Origin of the sequence: Polaromonas sp. YR568, from assembly GCF_943369675.1 — a bacterium.
Classification (GTDB): Bacteria; Pseudomonadota; Gammaproteobacteria; order Burkholderiales; family Burkholderiaceae_C; genus Polaromonas.
Window position 1 is genome coordinate 68,918 of sequence record NZ_CALROB020000025.1, and the last position, 10,975, is coordinate 79,892.

At 65.1% G+C, this 10,975-nt stretch carries 12 protein-coding genes; 5 read left to right on the top strand and 7 right to left on the bottom strand.

Annotation, left to right across the window (positions count from 1 at the left end; all coding sequences use genetic code 11):
• Positions 1–119 precede the first annotated feature (119 nt).
• The 4 genes from ACLV8F_RS14980 (at position 120) to ACLV8F_RS14995 (ending at position 3,042) form a co-directional block, all read left to right on the top strand.
• On the top strand, positions 120–584 hold the full coding sequence (locus ACLV8F_RS14980) for a YiaA/YiaB family inner membrane protein (RefSeq protein WP_411884996.1): 465 nt from the start codon (positions 120–122) through the stop codon (positions 582–584).
• A gap of 28 nt (positions 585–612) precedes the next feature.
• The gene (locus ACLV8F_RS14985) at positions 613–1,071 is read left to right on the top strand and encodes a hypothetical protein (protein ID WP_411884997.1); all 459 of its coding nucleotides are present in this window, start codon (positions 613–615) and stop codon (positions 1,069–1,071) included.
• 14 nt (positions 1,072–1,085) lie between these two features.
• Positions 1,086–1,889, top strand: a complete 804-nt coding sequence (locus ACLV8F_RS14990; protein WP_411884998.1) for a DUF2145 domain-containing protein — start codon at positions 1,086–1,088, stop codon at positions 1,887–1,889.
• Between the two features lie 70 nt (positions 1,890–1,959).
• Positions 1,960–3,042, top strand: a complete 1,083-nt coding sequence (locus ACLV8F_RS14995) for a serine endopeptidase (protein ID WP_411884999.1) — start codon at positions 1,960–1,962, stop codon at positions 3,040–3,042.
• A gap of 6 nt (positions 3,043–3,048) precedes the next feature.
• Here the strand turns inward: ACLV8F_RS14995 and ACLV8F_RS15000 are convergent, their stop codons facing one another.
• Complete coding sequence (locus tag ACLV8F_RS15000) at positions 3,049–4,050, bottom strand: aldo/keto reductase (protein ID WP_411885000.1); 1,002 nt, start codon at positions 4,048–4,050, stop codon at positions 3,049–3,051.
• 229 nt (positions 4,051–4,279) lie between these two features.
• Between ACLV8F_RS15000 and ACLV8F_RS15005 the strand changes: the two genes are divergently transcribed.
• Positions 4,280–4,753: a hypothetical protein gene (locus ACLV8F_RS15005; RefSeq protein WP_411885001.1), complete on the top strand. Its 474-nt coding sequence runs from the start codon at positions 4,280–4,282 to the stop codon at positions 4,751–4,753.
• Between the two features lie 4 nt (positions 4,754–4,757).
• Here the strand turns inward: ACLV8F_RS15005 and ACLV8F_RS15010 are convergent, their stop codons facing one another.
• From ACLV8F_RS15010 to queA, 6 genes are all read right to left on the bottom strand, one after another.
• Positions 4,758–5,543, bottom strand: a complete 786-nt coding sequence (locus ACLV8F_RS15010) for a distant relative of cell wall-associated hydrolase (protein WP_411885002.1) — start codon at positions 5,541–5,543, stop codon at positions 4,758–4,760.
• A gap of 42 nt (positions 5,544–5,585) precedes the next feature.
• Complete coding sequence (locus tag ACLV8F_RS15015; protein ID WP_411885003.1) at positions 5,586–7,349, bottom strand: ArnT family glycosyltransferase; 1,764 nt, start codon at positions 7,347–7,349, stop codon at positions 5,586–5,588.
• A complete protein-coding gene (locus ACLV8F_RS15020; RefSeq protein WP_411885004.1) occupies positions 7,336–7,875 on the bottom strand; it encodes a GtrA family protein in 540 nt (179 codons plus the stop codon). The genes ACLV8F_RS15015 and ACLV8F_RS15020 overlap by 14 nt, the downstream gene beginning before the upstream one ends.
• Before the next feature lie 16 nt (positions 7,876–7,891).
• The gene (locus ACLV8F_RS15025; protein ID WP_411885005.1) at positions 7,892–9,133 is read right to left on the bottom strand and encodes a glycosyltransferase family 9 protein; all 1,242 of its coding nucleotides are present in this window, start codon (positions 9,131–9,133) and stop codon (positions 7,892–7,894) included.
• 3 nt (positions 9,134–9,136) lie between these two features.
• Positions 9,137–10,300: a tRNA guanosine(34) transglycosylase Tgt gene (gene tgt, locus ACLV8F_RS15030; protein WP_411885006.1), complete on the bottom strand. Its 1,164-nt coding sequence runs from the start codon at positions 10,298–10,300 to the stop codon at positions 9,137–9,139.
• Between the two features lie 22 nt (positions 10,301–10,322).
• The coding region (queA, locus tag ACLV8F_RS15035) for a tRNA preQ1(34) S-adenosylmethionine ribosyltransferase-isomerase QueA (RefSeq protein ID WP_411885007.1) at positions 10,323–10,975 on the bottom strand (653 nt) is incomplete at its 5' end.

Consider the following 10,975-nt stretch of genomic DNA (forward strand, 5'->3'; position numbering starts at 1 on the left):
GTATAGGGTATCGAAATTCAATACTCTGCAGCCATTGTTGGGGGACTGTATTGTCATTTGCATCATTTTGGGGATGCCGGCCCCACAGTAGCGGCACCCCAACAACCGCAAAGGTTTTTATGCAGACGCTGATACACCGTGACTCCAAACCCTGGCAATTGCAGGTCTGGGTTTCTTTCCTGATCGCCGTTTTCCTGTGCGCCGTGGGCCTGTCTTACCTGCCCGGCAAGGACCTGGACCGCGCCTTCATGGTCATGGGTTACTTCTTCTGCCTGTCCGCCGCTTTCGTGCTGGCCAAGTATGTGCGCGACCAGGAGCAGAGCAAGGCCGAAGGCAAGCTGGCCGACACGCCGATGTTCAAGCTCGTGGTGTGGGGCGGCTTCTTCCTGGCCATGTCGCTGACCGGCTGGGGCCTGTGGCGCATGGAGGTCAATGAAACCTACAAGGCTTTCCTGGGCGTGAGCTGGCTCTACCTGATCACCTGCAGCTTCACCCTGGCCAAGACCCTGCGCGACCGCCATGAAGCCGACCTCAGCGAAGCCCGCCTGGGACGCGCCGCGCGCAGCCATACGGCGAGCGAATAAACACAGCGCCGACAAACAAGGAGCCATCATGAAAAACCGATTTGCCACTTACCTGATCGCCGCCTGCTTCACGCTGGCGGGAAGCGTTGCCTCGTTCAACGCGCAGGCCCAATCCGAAGCCTCGGCCCTGAGCGCCGTGTCGGCCCTGCCAGTGGCCTCCGTCCTGGGCGGCGCCAGCGCCGTTGCGGGCAGCGTGGTGGCCATTCCAGCCGTGCTGTCCACGGCGGGCGCCGTGCTGGTGGTCAAGACCGTGGAAAGCACGGCCCGCGGAACGGTGTATGTGCTGGAGCGCGCCTCCGACGGGGCCCGCGCCAGCATCGAGGTGGTGGGCAAAGGCGTGGCCGGCGCTTCCATGGTGGCCGGAACGATGGTCGTGGTCAGTGTGGTGGGCGCCGGCGTGGTGTTGTCGGCGGCCGGGGAGGCGATTGCCTTTATCCCCAATGCGCTGGGCCGTGCGCTGCTGCACAACGAACGCCTGACCCAATGAACCGGAGTCATCCCATGAAAATCTTTTTACCCCTGCTGCTGGCGGCCGCCATCCTGGCCACGGCACCGGCCGCCCATGCCGGGCGTTCCTGCGAAGCGCGCAAGACCACGCCGCAGACTGTGGAGCGCGCCATGACACTGGCCGAAAAGACGCTGGCCGCACTCAACGCCAGCGGCGAAAAAGTCGTGCTGCTGGCGCGGGCCGGGCAAGACCTCAGCAAGTACGGCGTGCGCTATTCGCACCTGGGCCTGGCCTACCAGTTGCCCGACGGGCAGGGCGGCATGACCTGGCGTGTGGTGCACAAACTCAACAGCTGCGGCACCAGCGAATCGGCGATCTACCGGCAGGGGCTGGGGGAGTTCTTTCTGGACGACCTGTGGCGCTTCGAGGCGGCATGGATCGCGCCTTCGCCGCAGGCGCAGGCCCAATTGCTGGTGCTGCTCGATGACCAGGCCCGGCTCACGGCCTTGCACCACAAGCCCTACAGCATCGTGAGTTATGCCTGGGGCCGCAAATACCAGCAGTCCAACCAGTGGGCGATTGAAACCATGGCGGCCGCTGCGGAGCCCGGCGTGACCTCGCGCGAGAAAGCGCAGGCCTGGCTGCAGTTCAAGGGCTATGAGCCCACGGCGCTCAAGCTGGGCCCCTTGACTCGGCTGGGCGGCCGCATGACGGCCGCGAACGTCGCGTTCGACGACCATCCCGACAGCAAGCGTTTTTCCGACCGCATCGAAACCGTCACGGTGGATTCGGTCTTCGATTGGCTGCAGCGCGCCCGCATGACGGACGGCAAGCCCGTGGCGGTGGTGAGACTCTGACCCATGCGCGACGGCACTGTCACCGTAGACCCTGTTTTCACCGCCGTAACCTGCCTTGAGGAAAAAGACCATGAGTAAATCCCTCCGACTGTCCGAAAAGTGGTTCCACCGCGGCCTCTGGCTGGTGGCTTTTGTGTTTGCCGGTTTCCTGATCGGGCTGGGCGGCACGGTGGTGGGCGACCTGCCCAAGGTCGAGAAGCAGCTCTCGCTCGACGATTACATGGATGCGAACGCCGGCAACGCGGCGCGCAATGCCATCAAGGCCGCCGAGGTCGCCGAGCGCGACGCCGAAGCCGCGCTGGAGCAGGCACGGCTCAAGCGCCGCGCCGCCCAGGCCGACTCGGCCGCGGCGCGCGAGACTTTCGACAACTGGTTGTCCACGCGGCACGCCACGCAGCTGGCCGAGCAGGATACCGAACTGCTGTCGCGCACGCGCGCGCTGGACGTGCTCAAAGACCGCGAGCGCGCGGCCGGCGTGGCCGTGGAAGCGCAGCAGCAGGCCGCGCTCGACGCGCGCCAGGGGGCAGCGCGAGAACGCCGCAAGCTCAGTGAAATGGAAGAGGCCGCGCAAGTGCAGCTCAACGCCGAATACCGGCGCGTGGAACTGCGCGTCTTTTTGTACCGCCTGGTGCTGACGCTTCCGCTGCTGGTGGCGGCCGGCTGGCTGTTCGCGAAAAAACGCAAAAGCACTTACTGGCCTTTTGTCTGGGGCTTTATCTTCTTCGCGGTGTTCGCCTTCTTCGTCGAGCTGGTGCCCTACCTGCCCAGCTACGGCGGTTATGTGCGTTACATCGTGGGCATCATCGTCACGGCGCTGGTGGGCCGGCAGGCCATCATCTCGCTGAACCGCTACCTGGAAAAGCAGAAGCTGGCCGAGCAGCTGCCCGACGCGCAGCGCCGCGAGGAGCTGAGCTACGACACGGCGCTCACGCGCCTGTCAAAAAGCGTGTGCCCGGGCTGCGAGCGGACGGTGGATTTGAAGAACACGGAAATCGATTTTTGCCCGCATTGCGGCATAGGCCTGTTCGACCACTGCCTCAAATGCACGACGCGCAAGAGCGCTTTTGCCAAGTTCTGCCATGCCTGCGGCACCACGGCGGACAAAAAACTCAAGCTGCCGCAGACCGGCGCCAAGGACGCGCCGGCGCTCTGAGCCGATTCAGACCGGGCGGCCGAAGAAGGGGTAGCCCGGGTCGTTGTAGCCATGGCTGGAGGCATGGCCGGGCACCACGAGTTCGTTGACGAAAGCTTCGTCGCCCTTGTCCAGCACCAGGTCCACCGCGCCGTAGACGTCCTCCAGGTGCGGCAAGGTGCGCGGCCCGACGATGACCGAACTGATCAAGGGGTTGGCCAGCACCCAGGCCGCGGCGAACTGGCCGGGGACGAGGCCTTTGGCTTCGCAGCGCGCCTTGATCTTTTGCGCGATCACCAGTGACTCCTCGCGGAATTCCGTCTCCAGGATGCGCTTGTCGCCGCTGCCGGCGCGCGTGCCTTCGGCGGGCGGTTGGCCGGGCGGGTACTTGCCCGTGAGCACGCCGCGCGCCAGCGGGCTGTAGGGCACCACGCCAAGGCCGTAGTGGCCGCAGGCCGGCAGGATTTCGACTTCCGGGCCGCGGTTCAGCAGGTTGTAATAAGGCTGGCACACGGCGGGCTGCGGCACGCCCAGTTCCTTGCACAACCGCACCACCTCGGCGATGCGCCAGCCGCGGAAGTTTGACAGGCCGAAGCTGCGCAGCTTGCCTGCGCGTATCAAGTCGCCCAGCGCGCGCACCGCTTCCTCAAGGTTTTCGCCGTGGTAATCGCGGTGCAGGTAGAGGATGTCCAGGTAGTCGGTCTGTAGCCGCGCCAGGATGGCGTCGGTTTGCTGGACCAGCCAGCGGCGCGAGTAATGGCTTTCGTTGACGTTCTCGCTGACCGCGTTGCCCAGCTTGCTGGCCAGCACCCAGTGCTGCCGCTGGCCGGCCAGCAGCTTGCCCACGTCTTTTTCGGACTGCCCCTGGTTGTAGACGTCGGCGGTGTCGATGAAGTTGAGGCCGTGCTCGCGGGCCGAAGCCACGATGCGCGCCGCTTCTTCAAACGGCGTCTGTTTGCCGAACATCATGGTGCCCAGGCACAGGGCGGAGACTTTGAGGTTGCTGTTTCCGAGGCGGCGGTATTGCATGGTCATCTTTGCGCAGAAGTGAGGGGAGGGTGTGATGGTGCCTGAGCCTGGATCTTTGCGCTGTGCGTCGGCTATTTCGTGACCTTGGCCCGCGATGGGATTTCGGTGGAGTATCTGAATTTGATGCTCGGCGTATCAATTTAATGATCCTGTATCTTTGAATGCAACCTTTTGAGATGCCCACCGCACACTGCCTCCACAAGCATGTGCTTGGGCCTTCGGGTTATGTATGAAGATCAATTCTTCCCTGTTCTCCTTGTCACGCCTTTCACGCCGTGGGGCTTTGGCCGCCGCGGTGTTGGGCGCCACCGCCCTGACGGGTTGCTACGTCGTGCCGGTCCAGCCCGGCCATCCGCCGGTCACCTCCACGGTGTACGTCACGCCCGCGATGCCGGCCAGCACCACCTTTGCGGCGCGGCTGTACCCGTCCAACGACATCGCCCAGGCCTACGGCATGGTGGGCGCGGTGGTGACCAATGACATGAACGGGCGCGGCACCTTCACCACCAACATCAACGGTGAAAGCTTTAACGGGGAGGCCACGCGCATCGCGGGCTCGTCAACACGCGAAGGCGTGGCCAATGGATCCGGCAGCCGGGGCAGCTACATCAGCTGCCGCTACCAGATGAACTCGTCCACCATGGGCACCGGGCAGTGCAAGCTGTCCAACGGCGCGCAGTTCACGATGCACGTGGGCGGGTAATTGACTACCTGAGCTGCTCCGCGGCGACCACCTGCGGGGCAGCCTTGAGGTGCCCCACATAGCGCAGCGGTTTGTGGATCATCACGGAGGGCACGTCGCCCTCCCGCATGTGCAGCAGGTCGCCGGGGTTGATCAGGCGCGGGTCGGCGTCGGTGAGCGGCAGGCCCGCGCTGCGATACGCCTCCAGGATGAACTGCGAGCAGAAAAACTGGTCGTTGCGCCCCAGGCCCAGCTGCACGGCCGCGATGCCGCGTATGCAGAAGTCGCGCACCATGGACGGCACCAGCGGCAGCTCGCACATGCGCCGCTCCAGCGCGAACGGGGCCTGCAACATCACGCCCAGGTAGTTGTATTTCTTGCCCTCGTGGCTGGCCACAAAGGTGTTGATCTGCACGGCCTGCCCGGCGGTGAGGTCGGGGTGGCGAAAGGCCACCACCGTCGCCTCGTCGTTCAGCATCGCATCCACGCTGCGGATGCGTATGCCCGAGCCCACGGCTTCGGCGATCTGCCGGTTGCCCATGTAGATCGCGGCGTGGCTCACGGGCGACAGCGTGATCAGGCGTATGCCGATCGAGTTCAGGCCGTTTTCGGCGGTGAGAATGATGTCGCCCGGCAGCAGCGCGTCGGCCGCTATCAGCTCCCCGCCATTGCCGGGGTTGAGCGCCATGTCCTGGAAGTCCAGCGTGGGCGCGCCTGTGGTTTCATGCGGCTTGATGGCCGTCGCGCAGCCGCCCAGCGCCAGCATGGCCGCCAGGGCGAAAAGCCCTGCAAATCTCGGGAATCGGGACATGGAACTTCCTTTGTGAAATCTGCAGGGTGGCTGTAAGCCGGCTTAAGGCGCCGCTCGCTCGACCAGGTACTCTTTGGCGTACCAGAAGGTCTCGGGCGACTTGAAGGCGCCCAGCGTGCCTTCCTTTTCATCCTGGCGCGAACGCAGGTCCCAGCGCTCGTCGATGACGCGGCACTGCTCGCAGGGCTTTTGCCCGGCGCGGCGCTGCACCAGCGCGTAGCGCGTGGTCTTGAAGAGCGCATCAACGTCCTGGTAATCGACGGGCTGCGCGGCAAAGTAAGGAACAATTTTGGCGCCGGGGATGATGAACTCGTAGCGCTCAAAATGCCCGTTGAAGTTGCTGGGCACCGAAAGGGACTGGCCTTTGAGCAAGGCGTTGGTCTCCGCGCGGAAGCGGCCCATGTCGCCGTTGAACGGTGCGGTGACCCAGGCCAGCGCGAACAGCACGCCAAAGCTGCTCAGCGCGGTCACCGGCCGCGTCCATGCGGGCTTGAACATGCCCGCGACGCAGGCCACGGCCAGCACACCCAGGAAGATCCAGTACAGCGGCGAATACAGCCAGGCATCCTGCGTGGCGCGCACGCCGCCGTAGCCGATCAGGCCCATGGCCAGCGCGCCTATGAGGCAAATCATCAGCGTCAGGCTGAACCAGATGCGCGCGATGCGGTCCCAGTACAGCGCGATCAGCACGGCCAGGGCCGGCATCGCGGGAATCAGGTAGCGGGTGGAGCGCTGCGTGGGCACCATGAACACCAGCGCGAAGGCCAGCAGCCAGATCCAAAGGGCTTTTTCGGTGTCGCTGATGGTTTGCGCCGTGCCTTTGCGCCGGCGCCAGGCCTTCCACGCGGCCCAGGTGCAGCCCACCGCGACGGGCAGCAGGAACAGCGCGTTGGAGTAATAGCCCGTGAGGATGGTCAGGATGCCGCTGCTGCCGCTGAAGGCGATGGCGAAGTAGCCTTTTGACGAATTCATCTTGCCGGCGTTTTCACCGACGACGAATTCGCGCCAGACCTCGCCCGGCTGCGGGTCTATGGCAAACCACAGCCCGAAAATGGCGAGGGCCAGCAGGCAGATGGCCGCCACCTTGATGCCGTCGATCACCGCACCGCGCCGGAAAACATCCCACGGCGCCTTGCGCGCGCCCAGCACCTGGTAGCACAGCGCCAGCGCAAAGCCGACGGGCACCACCATGACAAAAGATTTGTAGAGGCAGCCTATGCCGATGGCGATGCCCGCGAGCAGCGGAAAGGCCCAGCGCGAGGCCAGCAGCCTGGCCGGCGACCAGGCAATCGCAAACAGCACGCCGAACAGCCAGAAGGTTTCGGGTGCGCTGGTCAGGTAAGGCCGGCCGTAGCGGTAGGTGCTGAAGAAGGACAGGTAAACGATGGCCGCGAGGGCGCCCATGGCCAGCGCGTGGCGGCGGCGATCAATCGGCGCGGTTTCGCCGAGGATGGTTTTCCAGGCCAGCAGCGCCGTCATCAGGGCGATGGCCCAGGTGTAGGCGATGCTGGGCAGGCGCAGGTTCAGCAGCGTCCAGTGGTCGCCCCAGCCCCCGGCCACCATGGCCTGCCAGAACAGCACGGGCGGCTTGGTGTTGCGCATGAAGTCGTAAGAGCTGACCAGCGGGAGCCACTTGCCGGTCTCCGCCGTCAGCCGCGCGATGTGGGCGTAGACCAGCTCGTCGCCGTTGCGCGGAATGTGGTCGCCGGCCAGGCCGAACAGGTAACCCAGCGCGACCAGGATGGCCAGCCCTATCCAGATGCGGTGGGCGGGCAGGCGGGCTTTCAGGGACTCAAGGTTTGTCATGGACGTCGGCGGGTGGTGTGGGCGCGGCGGTGGCATCGGGCTCCACGATTTTGGCTCGCCGGCGGCGGAAAGTCATGCGGTCGTTGGCCACAAAATTGCAGACACTGGACAGCACGATGGCCAGCACATTGGCCAGCAGGTAATGCATGTACAGGGCCAGCCATTTGGTCAGCAGCGACTGCAGCACGATGGCCAGGCCCGCGGCCATCACGTACTTGGCAAACAGGAACAGCGCCGAATGGTGGGCTTCGTGCTTGCGGTCGCGCCAGGTCAGGCGCCGGTTCCAGTAGAAGTTGCTGATGGTGGCGACGGTGATCGCCAGCGCGATGGAATAGTTGAGCCGGTCGTGGAAGTCCGCGATGTGGCTGAACAGAAATTCCTGCGCAAGATACAGCACGGCGAGGTTGACCACCGTGCCGCTGGCGCCCACCACGCCGAACTTGATGAAGCGCCAGCGCACCATGGGCTGCAGGCGCTCGGGCAGGCGCCGGATGACGGCTTCGGCAAAGGATCGGAGTGTGGGCATCGGGATGGGGGTGGCGTCAGGGCGCTTCCAGGCACTCGCGCGCCTTGGCCAGCACGGCCCCGGGTGCGATGACTTTGAGGCACTGGTTGTCACCGTCGCAATAAGACGAGCGGTGGTTGTAGGCGGTCAGGCAGGGCGAGCAGGGCCACTGGCTGTAGAAGGAGTGGCACTTCGGCGTGAGCGGCGCGTACAGGCCAGGTGTTTCGGGGCCGAACAGCATCAGCGTCCAGATCGGCGTGAGCGCCGCGAACTGCCCCGGCCCGCCGTCGTTGGTGACCAGCAGGCGCGCCACATGGAACAACGCCAGCAGCTCGGAAATCGAACGCGTGTAGCCCGTCAGGTCGATCACGGCGTTGGTCGGGCTGGCCGGGAAGGCGGCCTGCACATTGGCCACCAGCTGCCGGGCCAGCGCCTGGTCGTCTTTCAGGCCGATCACGGCCACGGCGCAGCCGTCGGCCACCAGGCCCTGGCACAGCGCGGTGTAGGACTCCAGCGGCCAGGCGCGTATCGGCAAGATGCCGCCGCCCGGGTAGACCAGCACCAGCGGCTTGCCGGCAATCGCGGGGAAGTCTTGCGCCAGCCGCGCCTGGATGCCCGGCACCAGCGATGCGTCCAGCTGCACGTGCGGCGGCGCTTTGCCGGTGCCCGTCAGTGCCAGGTTGGCCGGCAGCTTCGATTTGGGCACGGCGGTCGAATCAATCGCGCGCGCCAGCGTCAGGAACTGAGCGCTGATGTGGTGGTAAGGGTTGTAGGGCACGGGCCGGTTGATGTGCGAGCCGCGGTACAGGCCTTCCTGCGTGTGGCGGTGAAAGCCCACGCGTATGCGCGCGCCGCTCGCATACGAGAGCAGGCTGCTGATGCGCGAGAACAGTTCGCAGTCAATCGCCACGTCGACATGCGCGCGGCGCAACTCGCCGATCGCCTTCCACAGGCTGGACAGCAGGCCGCCCAGCGACTTGTCGTCCACCGTGTGCACGTTGGCCGGGTCCACCACCTTCATCAGGTCGAGGATTTCGCGGTTCTTGCCGAACAGCAGTGCGTGCAGCGGCGCGCCGGGGTAGCGCTGCCTGAGCTGCGCAAACATCTCGTGGGCCAGCACCAGGCTGCCCATTTCCGATAGCAGGATGACCACGATGGCGCGCGGCGCGACATCCGCGTCCTTGCGAAAGCGCCGCGCCACTGCATCCACGGCGGAGACGGCCGCGCACAGCGGAATCCCGGCCCAGCGGTCTATCCAGCGTTGAACGTTGATATTCATCGCCTAAACGCCTCGTTGCCGGTCGGCGCGGAACTGCACGGTGAATTCGCCGAAGCGGCCGGCGTCCAGCGCGTCGCGCACTTCCTGCATCAGGTTGAGGTAGTAGTGCAGGTTGTGGATACTGGACAGCATGGGGCCCAGCATTTCGCCGCAGCGGTCCAGGTGGTGCATGTAGGCGCGCGAGAAGTTCTTGCAGGTGTAGCAGGTGCAGGTCGCGTCCACCGGCTGGTCTTCGGTCTTGTAGCGCGCGTTGCGGATCTTCAAATCACCGAAGCGCGTGAACATGTGGCCGTTGCGCGCATTGCGGGTCGGCATCACGCAGTCGAACATGTCGACACCGGCGGCCACGCCCTCGACCAGGTCTTCGGGCGTGCCCACACCCATCAGGTAGCGCGGCTTGCCCGCCGGCAGGCGGTGCGGCGTGTGCGCCATGATGCGCTGCATTTCTTCCTTGGGCTCGCCCACACTCACGCCGCCCACGGCGTAACCGGGCAGGTCCAGCTCGAGCAGCGCGTCCAGCGATTCCTGGCGCAGGTTTTCAAACATGCCGCCCTGCACGATGCCGAACAGCGCGTTGGGGTTCTCCAGTTTGTTGAACTCGGCGATGCAGCGGCTGGCCCAGCGCAGGCTCAGTTCCATGGAACTGCGCGCTTCGCCTTCGGTGGTGATGTGGCCCTTGGTATCGTAGGGCGTGCACTCGTCGAACTGCATCACGATGTCGCTGTTGAGCACCGTCTGGATCTGCATCGATATCTCGGGCGTCAGGAACAGCTTGTCGCCGTTGACCGGCGAGGCGAACTTCACGCCTTCTTCGGAAATCTTGCGCATCTCGCCCAGCGACCAGACCTGGAAGCCGCCGCTGTCCGTCAGGATGGGCTTGTTCCAGCTTTCAAACTTGTGCAGGCCGCCGAACTGCTGCATCACGTCCAGGCCGGGCCGCATCCACAGGTGGAAGGTGTTGCCCAGGATGATTTGCGCGCCCATGTCGTGCAGCGACTGCGGCATCACGCCCTTGACCGTGCCGTACGTGCCGACGGGCATGAAGATGGGGGTTTGCACCACGCCGTGGTTGAGCGTCAGTTTGCCGCGGCGGGCGTAGCTGCCGAGGTAGGCGCCGGCGCCTTCGCCGGCCGGGGCATCGGTCTTCAGAACTTCAAAATCGAGCATCTCGTGATTGTCGCAGGTGTGTTTAGGGGAGCGCAGCGGGGCTTTTGCGCGCCAGCAGCATGGCGTCGCCATAGCTGAAAAAGCGGTAGTGCTGGGCAATCGCATGCCGGTACAGCGCCATGATGTGCTCGTAGCCCGAAAACGCGCTGACCAGCATCATCAGCGTGCTTTTGGGCAGGTGGAAGTTGGTCAGCAGCAGGTCGACCACGGCGAATTCATAGCCCGGCGTGATGAAGATGTTGGTGTCGTCGCAGTCGGGGCCGAATTTGGCGTGCGACTCCAGTGCGCGGACCGTGGTGGTGCCCACGGCCACCACGCGGCCGCCGCGCGCTTTGCAGGCGGCAATCGCCTCCCGCGTCGCAACCGGCACCTCGAAGCGCTCGAAATGCATGGTGTGGTCGGCGATGTTCTCGGCCTTGACCGGCTGGAAGGTGCCGGCGCCCACATGCAGGGTCACGCTGGCGCGATGGATGCCGCGCGCTTCCAGCGCGGCCAGCACGGCTTCGTCAAAATGCAGCGCGGCCGGGGGCGCGGCCACGGCGCCCGGGTTTTTGGCGAACACCGTCTGGTAGCGCTGCTCGTCGTCGGCGGAATCGGTGTGCGTGATGTAGGGCGGCAGCGGCACGTGGCCGTGCTGCGCCATCAGCGCGTAAGGGTCACTGCTCAGGCGAAATC